Below are 18,907 nucleotides of genomic sequence, written 5' to 3'. Positions count from 1 at the left end.
GCCGCCCCCTCCGTGCCGCCCGTCCCCTGGCTCCGTGCCGTCCCTCAGTCGAACCAGCGGGCCTCCCCCAGCTCCCGCGTCCGCGTCGGGTCCTCCAGCAGCGCCGCCGCCTCGAACCGCCGCTGCCACTGCCCCGTCGCCCACGCCAGCCCCGCCGCCAGGCCCTCCATCGTCGCCGCGTGGACCGTGCCGTCCGGGGTCCGGCGCCAGTCGAGTTCGGTGCCGTCGACCGTCAGTTGCCCGTGCTCCTCGTACGTCGCCGGGGTGTCCGGGCCCAGCAGGTCCCGTACGGGCCGCGGGACCTCGCGGACCTCGCCGGCCGCCGGCACCCGGGCTGCCGGCGCCTGGTATGCCTCCGTCAGCCGCCGGACCTGGAGCAGCTCCCCCAGCGCCGCCGCCCGCGCCGGGGCGACCGGGAGCAGGGGGCGGTCGGTCGCCAGGGGCACGAGGTCGGGAGCGTCCGCGACGAGGGCCTCACCCGCCGGTACCACCTCCGTCGTGCCGTCGCGGACCGCGCGGAGGTCGTCGGGGAGGGTGACGTCGGCGGGGTCGAGGTCGGCGAGGAGGGTGTAGAGGGCGTGCAGTTGGCCCGGGGTGACGTCGCGGTCGGGGTCGGCGAGGCGGGCGAGCAGCTCCGCCGCGCCGCCCGGCTCGTCGAGGAGCGCCGCGGCCGAGGTGCGTACGCCCAGGGCCCGCAGGACCTGCTCGTCGCCGACCGCGGAGGCGTCGGCCGGCTCGTACAGCCCGGTCAGCAGCGGGTCGCCGCCCGCGGCGCGCAGGCCGGCGGGCGGGCGGCCGTCGAGGACCGGGTTACCGCGCAGCCACCAGGCGGTGTACGGGCGGACGGGATGCGCCTCGCCGTCCGGCAGCAGCACGCGCGCCGGGCGCGTCAGCGCCTCGCGCAGCGGCGGGCGGGAGAGCAGCGCGAGCGCCTGCGGCCAGTGCGCGTCGTCGACCAGGTCCAGGTCCCGTACGCCCACCAGCTCGGTGAGCACGGGCGGCACGGGCGTGTCCGGCAGTTGGTCGAGGACGTCCTCGCACCACACGTCCACCGCGTCGAGCAGCCCGGCGTCGTCGGACTCGGGATACTCGGGATAAGCAGCGTCACGGGGCTCCAGCTCGTCGGGGTCGAGGACGACGTCCTCGGCCCGTACGAGCACGAAGTCCGCCTGCACCCCGACCGCCGTCAACGGCTCCTCGCCCCACCGCTCGACCAGGTCGGCGGCGCAGACCGCCAGCTCACCCGGTCGGATGACGGCGGCGAACGGGCTGCCGGGGTAGACGAGTTCGCCGGCCGGGGCCGGGTCGCCGTCCTCGTCGGGCAGCGCGAGCGCACCCAGCCACGGCTCGTCGCCCGGCTCCAGGTGCGCGTCGCGGACCAGCCCGAGGACGATGTCCGCCAGCTCCTCGGGACCCGGCGCGCCCTCCTCGGGCCCCTCGTCGAACCACACCTCCCCCGCGTCCAGCGACCCCGCCACCGCCGCCCGCACCTGCGGCGTCGTCAGCACCGCGCGCGGCGTGGCGGGCACCGCGCCGAGTTGCTCCAGCACGGGGTGCGCGGCGACCGGGTCGGCGACGCGCAGCCCGAGGCGGGCCAGGCGGGCGGACTGCGTCCCGTCGGCCGCGTCGCCGCCGGCTGGCAGCAGGACCTGCCGCGGGCCCACGACGACGCGGCCGTCGGCGAGCGGCACCGGCAGGCCGCCCAGCTCCTCGGGATCGGTGCCGGCGAGGGAGTCGTAGAGGCCGTGCCACCACGCGGCGGGGCGCTCGGCACCGGCCAGCCGCTCGACGAGCTCGCCGAGCGGCACGCGGGCGACGCCGAGGGTGCGCAGCTCGCCGCGGCGCTCCAGACCGGCGGGGAGCAGATGCGGGAAGACGTCGCCGAGCCGGCGCACCGTCTCGGCGCCGGCGCCCTCCGCGACGAGCGCGTCGCGGGGGCGCAGCGGCTGCGGCTTGGCGCCTTCCTCGGGGGTGGCGGGGGGCAGGAACGCGATCTCCGGGAGAAGCCGCAGGATGCCGGCGCGCAGGGCGCCGTCGAGCTCGCCGCGGCCGAGGGGGCCGGGCACGAGGTCGATGGTGCCGGGAGTCAGGGGGTCCCAGTCGGCGAGGAGTCCGGCGTAGGCGTCGGCGGCCCGGGCGACGAGGAAGTCGGTGAGGGGGCCGGGGGCGAGGTGGCGGCGGGTGGGTTCGAGGGGGAAGGAGGCGATGAGGAGCGCGGGGACGCCGAGGGGTTCGTCGGTGGGGGTGGGCGCGTGCAGCACGGGCGCGGTGGCGGGCGCGACGGGGGTGCCGTCGGCGGCCACGGGGACGGCCCAGGTGACGGTCCAGGTGGGGCGGAGGCGCTCCTCGACGGGGCGGTCGGCGAGGAGGTGGGGGTCGAGGCGGCCGGCGGCGGTGCGGGTGCGGTAGCGGGTGACGGCGGGGGGCTGCGGGGCGGGGGCCGGTTCGGCGGCGGCCTCGTCGCCGGGCAGGGCGCGGGGCTGCCGGTCCGTACGGCCGGTGTCCTCGATGACCGTGTACGGGCCGTCCGCGCGGCGGCGCAGCGTGCGGACGCCCTCGGGGGTCTCCACGACGACCTCGTCGAGGCCGGGCAGGGCGAGCAGGAGCGCGTCGTCGATGCCGGCGAGCAGGCGCCGGGTGAGGGCGGCGGCGGCCGGGTCGCGCAGCGGCAGGCGGACGGCGGTGTCGTAGCCCTCTGGCACGGCCGGGGCGCCGGCTTCCGCGAGGGGCAGGGGGAGGCGGAGCAGGGGGACGTGGCCGTCGCGGCGGGCGGCCTCGTCGGCGAGCGCGGGATTGCGCGCCGCGGTCGTACGGACCAGCTCCCGCGCCTCCGCCAGCGACCACCGCACCCCGGCCCCGCCCCGGGAGACGACCTCGGGCGCGTCGCTGACGGCCAGCACCGCGGAGAACCCGACCCCGAACCGCCCGACGGCCTCGCCGGTGTCCTCGCCCCGCTTCGCGGACGCCCGCAGGGTGGACAGCGACTCGACCCCGGCGGCGTCGAGGGGAGCGCCGGTGTTGGCGACGGCCAGCACCCCGGCGGCGGCGCGGGCGTCATCGCCGGCGCCGGCACCGTCATCCGCAGCCCCGCCGCCAGGCGTCGGCTCCGCGGCCGTCTCCCCGGGCCGGCCGGAGACGTCCAGCGTCAGCCGCAGCCGCCCCGGGACGCCCGCGCGGGCCGCCGCGTCCGCCGCGTTCTGGGCCAGTTCGACCACCAGACGGTCGCGGTAGCCGCCGAGTGCCAGGTCCTCCTCCGCGTTGGCGTCCTCCCGGAAGCGGGCGGCCGAGGCCGCCCAGGCGTCGAGCGCCGCGGCGCGCAGCCGGGCGGTGGGGTCGGCCACGGGGTCCAGGGGGTCCGAGGGGTCCACTGAGGCTCCTTGTCACGGGTCGTCGCCGGAGTGCCGGTCCGCCGCAGCGTATTCGGTCCCCCGCCCCGAACGCGCGGCGCACCGGCCGTCACCGGCGGCGGGCGGCCGTGCGCGGGGGCGAGGGGGCGGCCGCGCGCGCGGTACGGTCGAGAGGCCAACAGCGCACGGCCGTAGGGGATTCGGTGGGCATCGAGAGCGACCAGCTCGTGTACGACTACCTGAGCCGCGTCGGAGACATCGCGCAGCAGCGTGCCCTGCCCTCCGGGCAGCGCATGCGGCTGGTCAACGAACTGCGGGCCAGCATCGACAAGGTGCGCGCCGCCGAGGGCGCGCACAGCGTGTCCGCGGTGAAGCAGGTGCTCGCCCGGTTCGGCAGCCCCGGGGACATCGTCGAGGCGGCCAAGCGCGACCCGGGCTCCGCGGTGCCGGAGGTCGCGGTGCAGCCCGGGGAGCCGCCGGCCGCGGGCGGCGGGCTGGCGTCGCGGCTGCCGCGGCCCCGGGTGGGCGGGTCCGAGGGGTGGCTGGGGCGGCTGCCCCGGCCGCGCACCGGCGGCGAGCAGGGCGGCCGGGAGCCGAAGCGGCCCCGGGGCGGCCCCGCCCCCGAGGTCCCCCGGCCGGCGCCCGAGGACTTCACGCCGCCCGCGGAACCGCCCCCCACCGCCGCCGCACCGCCCCACCTCGCCGGTGAGGACGAACTCGACCCCGCGCACGGCGACCCCGACTGGTGGCACGTGGAGCCGGCGCCGTTCGCCGGCCCGATGCCCGGCGCCGGCAGCGGCGCCGACAAGGTGCCCGGGTTCACCGGCGGCATCGAGCTGCCGGAGCTGTTCGAGCGGCCGGAGCACCAGGACGGCGACGAGGAGGAGAAGGGCGCGCAGAAGGGCGGCGGCGCGGGTGCCATGGGGCGGGCCACCCGCGCCGCGAAGGCGGCCAGGGAGGCGAACGCGGCGCGCGCGGCCCGGGCCGCCAAGGCCAAGCAGGCCCGCCGCGAAGCGGCCGAGGCCGAGGAGGAGGACGACGAGGCGTACGACGACGAGCCCGCCGCCCCGAGCCGCCGCGGCGCCGCGACCCGCGAACTCCTGCGCAGCGCCGGCCTGCTGGAGGTGCTGGCGATGGGCGCGCTGCTGGGGGGCGCCGCGCTCGGCCAGTGGATGGCGTCGGTCGTCGGCTGGGCGCTGGTGTACACCTCGCGCCGGCTGTCGATGGCGGAGAAGAAGTTTGCTTCGCTCGGCGTGCCGGGCACGGTGGGGTTCGCCGGGCTGGCGTGGCTGTGGGGGCGGAGCGAGGAGCGGTGGGGCGAGCCGCTGAAGGAGGGCACGCTGGGACAGGAGTTCTCGGACATGCTTCCCACCCTCGTCCGCTTCGCGGCGGTCGCCTCGACGCTCTTCCTGCTGTGGCGGGCCCGGCGGCGGCTGCGCGGTTAGGGCGGGGCCGCGGGCGTACGGGCGTGGGGAGGCGGGGCCGCGGGCGTACGGCCCCGGGCCGCGGATCCGCTGTACGGCGCCGTCCCCCGCCGCCACAATGGGCCACCACTCCACAGAGAGAGGCAGCCGCATGAGCAACTCTCCCGTCGACCTCGTCGACCTCGGCACGTGGCGGTCCGGCGGCCCGGACGAGCGGCGGCAACTCCTCGACCGGCTCGACGCGTCGCTGCGCGGGACCGGCTTCGTGATGGTCACGGGACACGGCGTGGACCCCGCCCTGCGCGCGGCCGTCAGGGCCGCCGCCCGTACGGCCTTCGCGCTGCCGCCCGACGTCAAGGCCGGCTACGCCAACGAGGGCGACGGCGGCTGGACCCGCCCCGGCGGCATCTCCGCGGGCGCCGTCCGGGACGCCGAGAGCCCGCCGGACCTCGTGGAGCTGTGGAGCTTCTACCCGCACCACCCGGGCGTGTGGCCGGCCGAGGTGCCCGCGCTGCGGGAGCCGGTCGAGGAGTATCTGCGCCAGATGCGGCGCCTGTCGCGCGAACTGCTCGAACTCCTCGCCGCCGCGCTCGGCGAACCTTCCGACTTCCTCACCCGTTACGACACGGACGCCGCCTGGCAGTGCACCATCAACTGGTACGGAAGCAGGCAGCAGACCGGCACCCCGCGCCCGGGGCAGTTCCGCCTCGGCGCGCACCAGGACTGGGACCTGATGGCCGTGCTCGACCGCCAGCACGGGCAGGGCTGCCTCCAGGTCCGCACGGACCCGTCAGACGCCGCGGACGCCGCGGACCCGGAGGACGGCTGGGAGGACGCCCCGTACCACCCCGAGGCCGACGCCCTGACCGTCAACCTCGGCGAGCTGGGCGCCATGTGGAGCGGCGGGCGCTGGCAGGCGGGCTGGCACCGCGTGCTGCCCCCGCCCGCGGACGCGCCGGCGGAACAGCTCATGTCGCTGGTCTGGTTCTACAACCCCGGCCCGGACACGCCCATGCCGCCGGCCGCGGAGGCACGGGGGGAGAGCAGCGCGACCGTGGGCGCGTTCCTGGACGAACGGCTGCAGGCCATCCTCCTGTCCTGACGAAATCGGCGGCAGGCAGAATCGACGTGTGCCTACTCCCTCCGCGCCGCCGTCTTTCACGGTCGGCTTCGACCTGGACATGACCCTCATCGACTCCCGGCCGGGGATCAAGGCGGTGTACGAGGCGCTCGTCGCCGAGACCGGCGTGTACGTCGACACCGACCTGGTGACGTCCCGCCTCGGCCCGCCGGTGGAGAGCGAGCTGGCTAACTGGTTCCCCGCGGACCGCGTGGCCGCCCTCGGCGACCGGTACCGCGCCCTCTACCCCGACCACGGCATCACCCCCACCACCGCCCTGCCCGGCGCCGCCGCGGCCCTGGCGGCGGTGCGGGCGGCGGGCGGCCGGGCCCTCGTGGTCACGGCCAAGAGCCGGCCGCTGGCGAAGCTGCACATCGACCACCTGGGCCTGGCCCCGGACGCGGTGGTCGGCGGGCTGTGGGCGGACGCGAAGGCGGAGGCGCTGACGGAGTACGGGGCGTCGGCGTACGTCGGCGACCACGTCGGCGACGTCGCGGGGGCGCGGGCGGCGCGGGTGCTGTCGGTGGCGGTGGCCACGGGGCCGTGCCCGGCGGAGGAGCTGCGGGCGGCGGGGGCGGATGTCGTCCTGCCGGATCTGACGGCGTTCCCGGGGTGGCTGGCGGAGCACCGGGCGGGGGCGCGCGGCTGAGGCCCCTACGGCGCCGCCTGCCGCGCCTCGCGCCGGGCCGCCGCCGCGGAGCGGAACAGGCCGGCCAGCGCCAGCCCGAAGCCCACGCCCATCAGCATCGACACGAGATACGCGGCCGTCGGCAGCGGATCCGCCCCGATGAAGAACGGGACGAAAGTGACGAAGGTGCCGAGCGCGCCGACGAGAAAGACGAGGGCTCCGGCGCGTACGAGCAGATCCCCGGGGCGGGAGGTTCCGGTGTTCACGCCACCAGCGTAGGCGGCGGGGATATGCGCTGAGGAAGCACCCGGCGACATCTTGTCACCGGGCGGGGGACCATTAGCCTTGAGGTGGCGGGTCACTGGACCCGCTCTCCTGCTCTTTCGGCAGCGAGTACGAAAACGAAGACAGGGCGACGACACGTGCCTACCGGCAAAGTCAAGTGGTTCAACAGCGAGAAGGGCTTCGGCTTCCTCTCCCGCGACGACGGCGGTGACGTCTTCGTGCACTCGTCGGTGCTGCCGGACGGGGTGGAGACGCTCCGGCCGGGTCAGCGCGTCGAGTTCGGCGTGGTGGCCGGGCAGCGCGGCGACCAGGCGCTGTCCGTGACGCTGCTGGACCCCACCCCGTCGGTCGCGGCCGCGCAGCGGCGCAAGCCGGACGAGCTGGCGTCGATCGTGCAGGACCTGACCACGCTGCTGGAGAGCGTGACGCAGCAGCTCGAACGCGGCCGGTACCCGGACAAGACACACGGCCGCAAGATCGCCGGGATGCTCCGGGCCGTCGCCGACCAGTTGGACGTCTGAGGGACCGGGGGAGGCGCCGCAGGGCCGTCGCAGGGGTTGCTCAGGGCTTGCTCAGGCTTGCTCAGGGTTTGCTCTGGGCTTGCTACGGGGCCGCCGGCCGCTGGGGGAACGCCAGTGCGTCCGGGGGGACGGGCGGCACCAGACCCTCCGCCGCCGCCCGGGTGAGCAGGCCGCGCACGGCCGCGTAGCCGTCCTCGCCGAGGTCGGCCGTGAACTCGTTGACGTACAGCCCGATGTGCTGGTCCGCCACCGCGGGGTCCATCTCCTGCGCGTGCTCCCGCACGTACGCGCGCGAAGCCTCCGGGTCCTCCCACGCCATCCGCACCGAGGCACGGGTCGCGGCGGCGAGCGCGTGCAGCGTCTCCGCGCCCAGGTCGCGGCGGGCGACGATGGCGCCGAGGGGGATGGGCAGGCCGGTGGTGGCCTCCCAGTGCTCGCCCATGTCGGCGAGGCAGTGCAGGCCGTAACCCTGATAGGTGAAGCGGGCCTCGTGGATGACGAGCCCGGCGTCGACCTTGCCGTCGCGGACGGCGGGCATGATCTCGTGGAACGGCATGACGACGACCTCGCCGACCCCGCCCGGCACCTCGGCCGCGGCCCAGAGGCGGAAGAGCAGGTAGGCGGTCGACCGCTCGCTCGGGACGGCGACGGTACGGCCGGCGAGATCGCCGGGGTTCCGCGCGCCGGCGGTCAGCACCAGCGGCCCGCAGGCCCGGCCGAGGGCGCCGCCGCAGGGGAGGAGGGCGTAGCGGTCGAGGACGTAGGGGAGGGCGGCGTACGAGATCTTGAGCACGTCGAGCTCGCCGTGTGCGGCCATGCCGTTGGTGAGGTGGATGTCGGCGAAGGTGACGTCGAGGGGCGGGGCGCCGGGGACGAGGCCGTGGGCCCAGGCGTGGAAGACGAAGGTGTCGTTGGGGCATGGGGAGTAGGCGATCCGGAGCGGGTTCGCGGGGGTGTTCGGCGAGGTCATCGGTGCTCCTCTCCGTGGGGTGGGGCGGCGGGCGGCGGATGGCGTGGGCGGTCCCGGGGGCGGAGACGGCCCGGTGGAGGGGCGCGCGCCTACGGCGGCGGCGCGGCGTTGTCAGAGGGGCGGCCTACCCTTGGGCGGGAGTGCGGGGGATGTACGGGGGCGACGGCTCGGGGGCCGGAGGACGGGCCGGGGGAAGTCGCCGGGCGCGGGGGGAAGCCGGGGAGGGCCGTGAAGGCGGCCGTCAGGGCTGTCAGTGCCTCCGGGATACGCCAGGCGGCGCGGTCGCGGGGGCCCACGGCGTTGGACACCGCGCGGATCTCCATGACCGGGACGCCGTGCCGGGCGGCGGCCTCGGCGACGCCGAACCCCTCCATCGCCTCGGCCGCGGCGCCCGGATGGCGCAGCAGCAGCGCGGCGGCCCGCTCGGCGGAGCCCGTGACGGTGGACACGGTCAGCACGGTACCCAGCACCGCGCCGGTCGCCTCCGCCGCCGTCCGCGCGGTCTCCGGCGGCGGGCGGTACGCGACGGTGCCGAAGCCCAGCTCCGTGACGGACGCGAACCCGTCCGGCGTCTCCGCCCCCAGGTCCGCGGCCACGATCTCGTCCGCCACGACCACCGCGCCCACGGGCGCGACGCCCGCGAAGCCGCCGCCGATCCCGGCGGCGATGACGAGGTCGTACGGCACGGAGGCCGCGGCCAGCGCGGTGGCGGCGCCCGCGGCGGCGGCAGCGGGTCCCACGCCGCCGACCACGACGTCGTAGCCGCGGTCGGCCCGCGCGACGGCCTCGGCCTCGGCGGCGACGGCGACGATCACCAGCACCCGCGCCCCGGGCCCCGGCCCGGCCCCGCGAGCGCCACCCAACTCCGCGCCCAACTCCGCACCCGGTCGCGGCTCTTCACGCCGCCCAGGTTCTCCGCCGCGCCCAGGTTCTCCGCCGCGCCCAGGTTCTCCGCCGCGCCCCGGATCTGCGCCGCGCCCCGGCACTTCCGCCCGGCCGAACTCTTCGCCCAGCTCCGGCTCCTCGCCCCGGCCCGGCTCCCCGCCGCGCCCAGGTTCTGCGCCCAGCCCCGGCACTTCGGCCCGCCCAAGCTCTTCGCCGGGCTCCGGCTCCTCGCCCCCGCCCGGCTCCTCGACGCGAGCCGGCTCTTCACCGAGCCCCGGCTGCTCGTGCCTGCCCGGCTGCTCGTCCCGGCCCGGCTCAACGCGACCCGCGCCCACGGCGGACACCGCATCTCCGACCGGCACCACACCACCCCCACGCACCCGCCCAAGGGTAGGCCGAGCCGCTGACAGAACCCGCCCCGCGCGCACGGCGCCCGCCGCCGTCCGCGGTCCCGTCAGGCGTCCTTCCGCTTCAGGTCGAAGCTCCACGCGCCCTTGTAGTTGCCCTCGTCGTCGATCTCCACGATGCCGATCTTCGCCTTGTCGTTCAGCTCCGGGATCTGCCCCGGCTGCGACTGCGCGCTGAAGAACTGCTCCCCGAGGTACGTCACGTACGTGTGCTTGCTCGGCTGCGGCTTCACCAGCCGGCCGTCCACGAACAGCACCCACCCGTCGTCCGCGATGTCCGGCTCCACGCCGATCCGCACCCGGTCGCCCACGTCCGCCGTGATCGAGGACTCCGCGCGCTCCGAGACGCAGGTCTCGATCTCCGCCTCGGGGATGTTCTCCCCGTCGTCGTAGCACTGCGCCTCCGCGCTCGCCGTCCGGTCGCCCACCGTGATCTGCGCCAGCGGCGTCGGCTTCTCGCACCCGGACAGGGCGAGGGCGGGGAGGACGACGGCACCGAGAGCCACCGCGGCACGGCGGCCGCGGGGGCCGCCGCGGAGGCCGCGGGCACGGGAGAACGCGGTGGTGGCGGGGGCTGTGGTCATGCGGGCAGGCTACCTGCCGGCCCCGATCAGGCGACGCGCGGGTGCGGCGTGCCGCGGCGGGCGGCGGTGAGCAGCCCTCGTACGGTCGCCGCCAGCCCCGCGGCGACGACGGCCGCGCACGCGGCCATCCCGCCGACCCCGTTCAGCGGCAGCAGGATGCCGATCGCGCCGCCCGCGACCCACGACAACTGGATGACGGTCTCGGAGCGCGCGAACGCCGACGTGCGCACGTACTCCGGTACGTCCCGCTGGATCAGCGCGTCCAGCGACAGCTTCGCCAGCGACTGGGCGAACCCCGCCATCGCCGCGACGCAGATCACCGCCGGCAGCGAGTAGAAGACCGCCGCCAGCACCGTCGTGGTCAGGGCGAGCGACAGCAGTACGGCGATCAGCTTCTCCGGCCCGCGGGCACGCAGCCAGGAGCCGATGACCGAGCCCAGCGCGTTGCCGGTGCCGGCGGCGACCGCCGCCATGCCGAGCGTCAGCTCCGGCCGCAGGCCGCCCGGCGGGTTGTCGCGCAGCAGGAAGGCCAGGAACAGCGTCATCAGCCCCGACAGCACGCGCAGCGCGGAGTTGGCCTGCAGCGCGTACAGCACGGAGGGGCCGACCGAGCGCAGCCCCGGCTTCGGCGACGACGGCAGCCGGCCGTCGTCGCCCGACGCCAGCCGCGCCTTGCCCTCGCCGCGCGCGGAGTCGACGACGGGCGGCATCCGGAACGCCAGGATGACGCCGAAGCCGAAGATGACCATGGCCCCGTACAGCGGGAAGCCGGGGCCGATGAAGTGCAGCAGCCCGCCGACGGGCGCGGCGATGCCGGTGGCGAGCAGGCCGGCGAGCGTCACCCGGCTGTTGGCCTTCACCAGCGAGATGCGCCGCGGCAGCACCCGCGGCACGACGGCCGAGCGGACCACCCCGTACGACTTGGAGCACACCAGCACTCCGAGCGCCGCCGGATACAGGCTCAGGTCCCCGGTCTTCACCGCGCCCGACAGCACCAGCGCCAGCAGCGCACGCGCCAGCATCGTGCCGGCCATGGCCGCGCGCCGGCCGTGCGGGATCCGGTCCAGCAGCGGGCCGACGACGGGGGCGAGCAGGGCGAACGGCGCCATCGTTATGGCCAGGTAGAGCGCGACCCGGCCGCGTGCCTCGTCCGTCGGTACGGAGAAGAACACCGTCGACGCCAGCGCGATGGTGATCATCATGTCCCCGGCGGCGTTGACCATGTGCAGCTCCATCAGCCGCCCGAGGCCCGACTCCCCCGCCCCCTGCGCGTGCGTGGCCCGGCGGATCCGCCGGCCCGCGCCGACGACCGGCCGGCGCACCGCACGCCCGACCGCCCGGCCCGCCTGCTGCAGCGGACCGGTCACGGGAGCCGTCCGGTCTTCGACCACCTCGCCATAGTGCCCGCATGCGGGACCGTAGGGCGAGAACCCCGCGGGGCGCATACGGTCATCCGGGGTGCCGCGGGTGGTCCGTACGAGGCACGCGGCAGCACGGGCGGGGGCACGCGGGCGGGCCGGGCTCGTACGGGGGACGGTAGGGGGCACGATCGCGGCGCGGCGCCAGGTAGGGTGAAAGACGCGCCTCTGAGTGTGTCGCGAGGAGACGAGCGTTGACGCGGCCCCCCGGTCCGCTCCCTCGGCTCCCGCGCCCGCCCGGCCGTCCGTACCGAAAGACTGTGAGCCAGATGAGTCCTGCGAACAGCCCCGCCCAGACGACCGCCGTGCGCGGCGCCGCGGTACGCGGCCGCGTCACCCCCGACCAGCAGTGCGCCGACGCCGTCGGCCTCGCCCGCGCGGCGGCCGAGGAGGCCGCGGGCGCCGAGCAGATCGGCGAGCACATCGGCGTCACCGCGGACGACACCCGTGTGGTGACCCACCTCTTCGAGTGCCGGCTGCCCGGCTACCGCGGCTGGCGCTGGGCGGTGACCGTCGCGCGGGCGTCCCGCGCGCGGACGGTGACGCTGGACGAAACGGTGCTGCTGCCGGGACCGGACGCGCTGCTGGCGCCGGAGTGGGTGCCGTGGCACGAGCGGCTGCGCCCCGGCGACCTCGGCCCGGGCGACCTGCTGCCCGCGGAGGACGAGGACCTGCGGCTGGAGCCGGGCCTCGCGGTGGGCGAGGAGGAGCTGGAGCCGGCCGTGCCCGGCGCCCCCGCGGCGGCTGCCACCGAGGGCGCGGAAGGCGCCGAGCGTGCCGAGGGCGCGGAGGGCCCCGACGCCGAAGCGGTCGCCGAGGCGGCGCCGTCCGGCGGCGTACCGCGGCGCGCGGAGATCGCCGCCATCGCCGACGAACTGGGCATGACCCGCCACCGCGTGCTCTCCCGCTACGGGCTGCACACCGCCGCGGACCGCTGGGAGGACGAGTTCGGGCCCAAGACGCCGATGGCGCAGGCCGCGCCGGCGTCGTGCGTGAGCTGCGGCTTCCTGATGCCGCTCGCGGGCTCGCTGCGCCGCGCCTTCGGCGTCTGCGCGAACGAGTTCGCCCCGGCGGACGGGCACGTGGTCTCGCTCGCGTACGGCTGCGGGGCCCACTCGGAGGCGGCGCTGATGCCGAAGCCGGTGGAGCCGGCGCCGCCGGTGCTGGACACGATGGGCGCGGACCCGACGTAGTCCTCGCCGGACGGTCCCTGCCGGACGAGGGTCCGCGGGGGTGCGGCGTGCGGTGCGCCTGAACCACCTCTTGTCCACGCACCCGCCCCCGCTCCGGCGGGCAGCCCGGGGGACGGGCCGCACCGGGTCGGTCGCCGCCAAGCCCGGCTCCCGTACGGCGTCGCCCGTCCGGCGAGGACTACTGTGGAGCGGATGACGACCGGCAACCCCGCCCGGACCCTCGCCGAGGAACTCCGCGCCCGACCGGACACCGCCCTGGCCGGGCTGCTCCGCGCCCGGCCCGATCTGCTCACCCCGGTGCCGGGTGACCTCACCCAGCTCGCCACCCGCGCCGGCACCCGCGCCTCCGTCGTCCGCGCGCTCGAACGGCTCGACCGGTTCACGCAGCAGACCGCCCAGGCGCTCGCGGTCGCGCCGGACCCGTGCCCGTACGACGCGCTGGCCGGGCTGATGGGCGACGAGCCCGACACCGCGGCCGCGCTGCCGCGCGCCGTCGCGGAGCTGCGGACGCAGGCGCTGGTGTGGGGGGACGAGCAGCGGCTGCGGCTGGTGCGTACGGCGCGGGAGTTGCTGACGCCGCAGGCGTCCGGGTCGCCGACCGGCCTGGGGCCGGCCGCGGCGGAGGCGGCCATGGGGATGTCGCCGGGGCGGCTGCAGCAAGTACTGGCGAACGCGGGGCTGCCGGCAACTCATGACCCCGTCTCCGCGGTGGAGTCCCTGACCGCACTGTTCAGCGACCCGAAGCGGATGGCGGACCTGCTGGACCAGGCGCCGCCGGACGCGGTCACGGTCCTGGGACGGCTGACGTGGGGGCCGCCGTACGGGACGGTCTCGGCGCAGCCGCCGGCGCATGTGCGGTGGCTGCTGGACCGGGGGCTGTTGCTGCCGACGGCGCCGGGGAGCGTGCTGCTGCCGCGCGAGGTCGCGCTGTACCTGCGCGACGGGCGGGCGCACCGGAGCGTGGCGGCGGTGCCGCCGGAGCCGGTGGCGGCCGGGTCGTACGGGACGCGGGTGGTGGACGCGACGGCCGCGGGGCAGGCGGCGGTGGCGGTGGAGACGGTCGAGGAGCTCCTCGGCCAGTGGGCGACCGCGAGCCCGCCGGTGCTGCGGGCGGGAGGTCTGGCCGTACGGGACCTGAAGCGGACGGCGACGGCGCTGGACGTCGCGGAGCCGCAGGCGGCGTTCTGGGTGGAACTGGCCTACGCGGCGGGCCTGCTGGCCTCGGACGGGGAGACGGACGAGCGCTACGCGCCGACGCCGGCGTACGACGAGTGGCTGGCGCTGCCCGCGGCCGAGCGGTGGGCGGCGCTGGCGGCGGCGTGGCTGGCGGCGACGCGGACAGCGGGGCTGGTCGGCGGCCGGGACGGTAAGGGCCGGGCGCTGTCGGCGCTCGGCGAGGGACTGGACCGGGGCGCGGCACCGGAGGTACGCCGCGCGGTGCTGCGGCTCCTCGCGGGGCTGCCGGAGGGCACGGCGGCGACGGCGGACTCGGTGGTGGCGCGGCTGCGCTGGGAGCGCCCGCCGCGCGGGGGCGGCCCGGCGGAGGGCGAGGAGGAGGACCTGCGCACGCGGCTGGCCCGCTGGACGCTGGAGGAGGCGGAGTCGCTGGGCGTCACGGGCCGCGGCGCGCTGGCCGCCCACGGCCGCGCGCTGCTGACGCCGCCGCCGAAGACGTACGCCGAAGCGCCGGAGGCGGGCGCGGGGGCCGCGGAGGCGGGCGCGGGGGCACGGGGGACGGACGCAGGGGCCGCGGAGGCGGGCGCGGGGGCACGGGGGACGGACGCAGAGGCCCCGGAGACGGGCGCAAGGGCCCCAGGGACGGATGCAGAGGCCCCGGAGACGGGCGCAGGGACCCCAGGGACGGACGCAGGGGCACGGGAGACCGACGCCGAAGCGCCGAAGGCCGGTGCCAAAGCACCGGAGACCGATGCCGAAACGCCGGAGACGGCCGCCGAGGCACCGGAGACGGACTCCGCAGCCCCGGCGACGAACGCCCCGACCCCCCGTCCCCCTCACACCCGCCCAAGGGTAGGCCGCCCCACTGACACGCACGCCGCTCCACCGCCCCTGACCAGCGCCGACGCCGGGTCCCCCGCCGAGGCCCACGCCGCCGCACTCCGGGCCGCCGGCGCGCTCGCACCGCACCTGCCGCCGCCCGTCGACCACGTACTGCTGCAGGCCGACCTCACCGCCATCGCGCCCGGCCCCCTCAAGCGCGAACTCGCCGACGTGCTCGGCGTCCTCGCCGAGGTCGAGTCGAAGGGCGGCGCCACCGTCTACCGCTTCACCCAAGGCTCCGTACGCCGCGCGCTCGACACCGGGCGGTCAGCCGCCGAGCTGCACGACTTCCTCGCCGCCCACTCCCGCACCCCCGTGCCGCAGCCGCTCAGCTACCTCATCGACGACATCGCCCGCAAGCACGGCCGTCTGCGGATCGGCGCCGCCGGCGCGTACCTGCGCTGCGACGACGACGCGCTCCTCGCCGAGATCCTCGCCGACCGGCGCTCCGCCGAGCTGCGGCTGCGCCATCTCGCGCCCACCGTCCTCGTCTCCCCCACCCCGCCCGACGTGCTGCTGGCCCGGCTCCGCGAGATGGGCTACGCCCCCGCGGCCGAGTCGCCGGACGGCGCCGTCCTCGTCGCCCGCGCCGCCGCGCACCGCACCCCGCCCCGGACGGCGCCGGCGCCCGTCCCCGACGGCCCGCCCGTTCCGGACGCCACCCTCCTCGCGGCGGCCGTCCGCGCCGTACGGGCCGGTGACCGCGCCGCCACCGCCCCCCTCCGCCCGGGCCCCGGCACCCCGCAGGCCGGGGAAGAAGCCCGGGAAGCCGCGCAAGCCCCGGACACCCCGCCGGCCCCGGGAGCCGGCACCCCGCCCCCCGGCGGCCTCCCCCGCACCTCCTCCGCCGAGACCCTCGCCGTCCTCCAGGCCGCCGTCCTCGGCAACGCCGCCGTCTGGATCGGCTACGTCAACGCCGACGGCGCCGCCAGCCAGCGCGTCATCGCCCCCGTCCGCGTCGAGGGCGGCTACGTCACCGCGTACGACCACACCGCCGACGAGGTGCGCACCTACCCCCTGCACCGCATCACCGGCGCCGCGGAACTCGCCGACGACCCCACATGAGGCACCGCCCGGACCGGCGCCCCGACCGGAACAAGCACCCCTACCCGGGGCGGACACCCCCACCCGAGGCCCCGCCCAGGGCCGGTCACCCGCGGCTGGCCCCCGCGCCCGCCCGCTCCCCGGACCCGGCCCCGTACTCCCGTACCGCGATGCGCGCCAGCTTCGTCAGCATCATCCCGTTGCGCACCGTGACCAGGTAGTCCACCGGCAGTCCGTGCATCCGCGTCCCCGGTCCGCGCAGCGGGTGCCAGTCCAGGAAGAACAGGGTGTGCCCGCCCCACGGCTCCAGGCGCATCGCGATCCGGGCGGCCCCGAACGGGTCGGCCTTCGCCTCCAGTTCGAGCCGCCGGCCCGGCTCGCAGACGCGGACGACGCAGGTGTCGTCCAGCGTCATCGGCCCGACGCCGACGCGGACCCGCAGCCGGGCGCCGAGCCCGGGCCAGTGCGGGTCGGCGGCGAGGACCTGCCGGGTGCCGGTGACCCACTCCCCGTAGCGGTGGCCGTCGCTCAGCAGGTCCCAGACCTTCTCGGGCGGGGTCAGGATCAGACGGCGGGTGCGCGCCACCGGGGGCCTCCTTCGACGTCGCTCCAGCGGGCGTCCGAGCGGTCAGTTTTCGAGAAGTCGTCGCCGCCGATTCTTCGTAGTCTGAGACCCGGACCAGGTCGGACCCGAGAAAGGTACTGCGATGGCGGACGCGAAGAAGGCAGCCACGGCCGACGGCGGCGAATCCTACGAGGGCTTCTCCGAGGCGGAGGTCGCCGCCATGAAGGACCGCGCGAAGGAGATCAAGCGGGACAAGGGCGGCGCCAAGACGGACCCGGTGACCGAGTTGCTGGAGAAGATCGCCGAGATGCCGGAGTCCGACCGGACCATCGCCGGCAGGCTGCACACTCTGATCACCGAGGCGGCGCCCGAGCTGTCGCCGCGGCTGTGGTACGGGATGCCCGCCTACGCCGCGGGCGCCAAGAAGGGCAAGGGCGGGAAGATCGTCTGTTTCGTGCAGGCGGCGGCCAAGTTCGAGTCGCGGTACCTGACCCTCGGCTTCAACGACGCGGCGAGGCTCGACGAGGGCACCATGTGGCCGACCGCCTTCGCGATCACCGAGCTGACGCCCGCCCACGAGAAGACGGTCACCGAGCTGGTGAAGAAGGCCATGACCTGAAGCCGTGAGCCGAGGCCGTACGCCGCCGGCCGCCGGCTCGTCCCACGCCACTGCCGCCCCGAGGTAGACTTCCCTGTTTCCCGGGTTTTTCCCGGGTGTCCCGATCCGGGTGCCGCAGCAGTGGGAGGAGGTCCGCATGTCCTGTCTGATCGTGCAGTCGGACAAGACGCTCCTGCTGGAAGTGGATCACGAGCAGGCGGAGGAGTGCCGGCGCGCCATCGCGCCGTTCGCCGAGCTGGAGCGGGCGCCGGAGCACATCCACACCTACCGCGTCACGCCGCTCGGCCTGTGGAACGCGCGCGCCGCCGGGCACGACGCCGAGCAGGTCGTGGACGCCCTCGTGACCTACTCCCGCTATCCCGTGCCGCACGCGCTGCTCGTGGACGTCGCCGAGACCATGGCGCGCTACGGGCGGCTCACGCTCACCAAGGACCCCGCGCACGGGCTCGTGCTGTCCACCACCGACCGGCCGGTGCTGGAGGAGATCCTGCGCTCGAAGCGGATCCAGCCGCTGGTCGGCGCGCGGCTCGACGACGACACCGTCGCCGTGCACCCGTCGGAGCGCGGCCAGATCAAGCAGGCGCTGCTGAAGCTCGGCTGGCCCGCCGAGGACCTCGCGGGGTACGTGGACGGGGAGGCGCACCCGATCGCGCTGGTCGAGGACGGCTGGGGGCTGCGCCCGTACCAGAAACAGGCCGTCGAGGGCTTCTGGCACGGCGGCTCCGGAGTCGTCGTGCTGCCGTGCGGCGCGGGCAAGACGCTCGTCGGCGCCGGGGCGATGGCCGAGGCGAAGGCGACGACGCTGATCCTCGTGACGAACACGGTCGCGGCCCGGCAGTGGAAGAGCGAGCTGCTGCGCCGGACGTCGCTGACCGAGCACGAGATCGGCGAGTACAGCGGCGCCCGCAAGGAGATCCGGCCGGTCACCATCGCCACGTACCAGGTGCTGACGACGCGCCGCAAAGGCGTCTACCCGCACCTGGAGCTGTTCGACTCCCGCGACTGGGGGCTGATCGTCTACGACGAGGTGCACCTGCTGCCCGCGCCCGTCTTCAAGTTCACCGCCGACCTCCAGGCGCGCCGCCGGCTCGGGCTGACGGCCACGCTCGTACGGGAGGACGGCCGCGAGTCCGACGTGTTCTCGCTCATCGGGCCCAAGCGCTTCGACGCCCCGTGGAAGGAGATCGAGGCGCAGGGCTACATCGCGCCCGCGGACTGCGTCGAGGTGCGCGTGAACCTGACGGACTCCGAGCGGCTCGCGTACGCCACGGCGGAGGCGGAGGAGAAGTACCGCTTCTGTGCCACGACCGACACCAAACGCAAGGTCGCCGAGGCGCTCGTGGCGCGGCACGCGGGCGAGCAGACGCTCGTCATCGGGCAGTACATCGACCAGCTCGACGAGCTGGGCGAGCATCTGGACGCGCCCGTCATCAAGGGCGAGACGACCAACGCCCGCCGGGAGAAGCTGTTCGACGCCTTCCGGCGCGGCGAGATAGGCGTCCTGGTGGTGTCGAAGGTCGCGAACTTCTCGGTCGACCTGCCGGAGGCGACGGTCGCCATCCAGGTCTCGGGCACGTTCGGCTCGCGGCAGGAGGAGGCGCAGCGGCTCGGCCGGGTGCTGCGGCCGAAGGAGGACGGGCACGAGGCGCGGTTCTACTCGCTCGTCGCCCGCGACACCATAGACCAGGACTTCGCCGCGCACCGGCAGCGGTTCCTCGCCGAGCAGGGGTACGCGTACCGGATCGTGGACGCGGACGACGTCCTGGCCGGCGACGAACGCCTGGACGACGCCTGACGGACCGACGCACCGACGGACCGCCGCACACCGTCCGGTAGGCG

The 18,907-nt window shown here is 76.4% G+C and carries 15 protein-coding genes; 8 read left to right on the top strand and 7 right to left on the bottom strand.

From position 1 onward, the window contains the following. Positions 1-44: 44 nt before the first annotated feature. A complete protein-coding gene (locus O7599_RS23520; protein WP_281617591.1) occupies positions 45-3,368 on the bottom strand; it encodes a molecular chaperone Hsp90 in 3,324 nt (1,107 codons plus the stop codon). Positions 3,369-3,550: 182 nt separating this feature from the next. Here O7599_RS23520 and O7599_RS23515 point away from each other — a divergent pair, with 182 nt between their 5' ends. The 3 genes from O7599_RS23515 (at position 3,551) to O7599_RS23505 (ending at position 6,540) form a co-directional block, all read left to right on the top strand. Beyond that, positions 3,551-4,792, top strand: a complete 1,242-nt coding sequence (locus tag O7599_RS23515; protein ID WP_281617590.1) for a hypothetical protein — start codon at positions 3,551-3,553, stop codon at positions 4,790-4,792. A gap of 130 nt (positions 4,793-4,922) precedes the next feature. Beyond that, positions 4,923-5,873, top strand: a complete 951-nt coding sequence (locus O7599_RS23510) for a 2-oxoglutarate and iron-dependent oxygenase domain-containing protein (RefSeq protein ID WP_281617589.1) — start codon at positions 4,923-4,925, stop codon at positions 5,871-5,873. Between the two features lie 28 nt (positions 5,874-5,901). Then, entirely contained in the window at positions 5,902-6,540 is a 639-nt protein-coding gene (locus O7599_RS23505; RefSeq protein WP_281617588.1) for a haloacid dehalogenase-like hydrolase, read from the top strand. 5 nt (positions 6,541-6,545) lie between these two features. On the opposite strand, the gene O7599_RS23500 is transcribed toward O7599_RS23505, so the two are convergent. Beyond that, on the bottom strand, positions 6,546-6,785 hold the full coding sequence (locus O7599_RS23500) for a hypothetical protein (RefSeq protein ID WP_281617587.1): 240 nt from the start codon (positions 6,783-6,785) through the stop codon (positions 6,546-6,548). 156 nt (positions 6,786-6,941) lie between these two features. Between O7599_RS23500 and O7599_RS23495 the strand changes: the two genes are divergently transcribed. After that, complete coding sequence (locus tag O7599_RS23495) at positions 6,942-7,325, top strand: cold-shock protein (protein WP_027755166.1); 384 nt, start codon at positions 6,942-6,944, stop codon at positions 7,323-7,325. Between the two features lie 82 nt (positions 7,326-7,407). On the opposite strand, the gene O7599_RS23490 is transcribed toward O7599_RS23495, so the two are convergent. The 4 genes from O7599_RS23490 to O7599_RS23475 form a co-directional block, all read right to left on the bottom strand. Continuing rightward, on the bottom strand, positions 7,408-8,295 hold the full coding sequence (locus O7599_RS23490) for a 1,4-dihydroxy-6-naphthoate synthase (protein WP_281617586.1): 888 nt from the start codon (positions 8,293-8,295) through the stop codon (positions 7,408-7,410). 89 nt (positions 8,296-8,384) lie between these two features. Then, positions 8,385-9,158, bottom strand: a complete 774-nt coding sequence (locus O7599_RS23485; protein ID WP_281617585.1) for a futalosine hydrolase — start codon at positions 9,156-9,158, stop codon at positions 8,385-8,387. Positions 9,159-9,634: 476 nt separating this feature from the next. Next, complete coding sequence (locus O7599_RS23480) at positions 9,635-10,171, bottom strand: hypothetical protein (protein ID WP_281617584.1); 537 nt, start codon at positions 10,169-10,171, stop codon at positions 9,635-9,637. A 26-nt stretch (positions 10,172-10,197) separates the two neighbouring features. Next, a complete protein-coding gene (locus O7599_RS23475) occupies positions 10,198-11,616 on the bottom strand; it encodes an MFS transporter (protein WP_281617583.1) in 1,419 nt (472 codons plus the stop codon). A 242-nt stretch (positions 11,617-11,858) separates the two neighbouring features. On the opposite strand from O7599_RS23475, the gene O7599_RS23470 reads away from it, so the two are divergent. Together O7599_RS23470 and O7599_RS23465 are read left to right on the top strand one after the other, a co-directional pair. Further along, a complete protein-coding gene (locus O7599_RS23470; protein WP_281617582.1) occupies positions 11,859-12,782 on the top strand; it encodes a DUF3027 domain-containing protein in 924 nt (307 codons plus the stop codon). A 192-nt stretch (positions 12,783-12,974) separates the two neighbouring features. After that, complete coding sequence (locus O7599_RS23465) at positions 12,975-15,905, top strand: helicase-associated domain-containing protein (RefSeq protein WP_281617581.1); 2,931 nt, start codon at positions 12,975-12,977, stop codon at positions 15,903-15,905. Positions 15,906-15,990: 85 nt separating this feature from the next. On the opposite strand, the gene O7599_RS23460 is transcribed toward O7599_RS23465, so the two are convergent. Beyond that, positions 15,991-16,470: an SRPBCC family protein gene (locus O7599_RS23460; protein WP_281617580.1), complete on the bottom strand. Its 480-nt coding sequence runs from the start codon at positions 16,468-16,470 to the stop codon at positions 15,991-15,993. A gap of 121 nt (positions 16,471-16,591) precedes the next feature. Between O7599_RS23460 and O7599_RS23455 the strand changes: the two genes are divergently transcribed. Continuing rightward, the gene (locus tag O7599_RS23455; protein WP_281617579.1) at positions 16,592-17,068 is read left to right on the top strand and encodes a DUF1801 domain-containing protein; all 477 of its coding nucleotides are present in this window, start codon (positions 16,592-16,594) and stop codon (positions 17,066-17,068) included. Positions 17,069-17,204: 136 nt separating this feature from the next. Beyond that, positions 17,205-18,863 carry a DNA repair helicase XPB gene (locus O7599_RS23450; RefSeq protein ID WP_281617578.1) on the top strand — a complete coding sequence of 553 codons (1,659 nt, stop codon included), beginning with the start codon at positions 17,205-17,207 and terminating at the stop codon, positions 18,861-18,863. The last annotated feature ends 44 nt before the right edge of the window (positions 18,864-18,907 follow it).

It is taken from the genome of Streptomyces sp. WMMC500 (genome assembly GCF_027497195.1).
Classification (GTDB): Bacteria; Actinomycetota; Actinomycetes; order Streptomycetales; family Streptomycetaceae; genus Streptomyces.
This window is presented reverse-complemented; position numbering and strand designations above follow the sequence as displayed.